Annotated in this window: 1 protein-coding gene; it reads right to left on the bottom strand. The window is 63.1% G+C overall.

Going from position 1 to position 382, the window contains the following annotated elements; all coding sequences use genetic code 11:
• Window positions 1-382, bottom strand: a 382-nt coding sequence (locus DM374_RS32835; RefSeq protein WP_450088437.1) for a T6SS phospholipase effector Tle1-like catalytic domain-containing protein, incomplete at both ends; no start/stop codon positions are given.

The following is a 382-nucleotide window of genomic DNA, read 5'->3' as shown; positions in this document are numbered from 1 at the left end:
CCTGAACATCATGCTTCTCCTCCAGGCTGGCGTAGAAACGCTGCCAGTCAGCCTCGATCTGTTTCTGCGCTTCGGCCATTTGCTCCGGGCTCATCTCGCGGGGTTCAGGCGCCTGCGCTGGAGAACCGGCCGCTGGCGTTTCACCCTCGGCCAGCAGTGCAGCATCGTGTCCGGGCAGCCGCGCCAGTGCCCGGCGATGAGTGCCGCCGAAAAAGACCATGCGTTCGCCGAAATAGCTGCCAAAGGGCTCTCGCCCATAGAGGTAGAGAAACCAGGCGCGGGAGTCGTGAACATGGTCATCGAACAGCGCCCGCAGCAGCCCTTCCGGCTCTTCGGCATTCCAGAATTCACGGACCTCACCGCGGTGGGTTTCGCTGCTGTG

Origin of the sequence: Pseudomonas huaxiensis, assembly GCF_003231275.1 — a bacterium.
GTDB classification, from domain to species: domain Bacteria; phylum Pseudomonadota; class Gammaproteobacteria; order Pseudomonadales; family Pseudomonadaceae; genus Aquipseudomonas; species Aquipseudomonas huaxiensis.
Note: the sequence above shows the minus strand (reverse complement) of the source record. Positions and strands in the feature narration are given on the sequence as shown.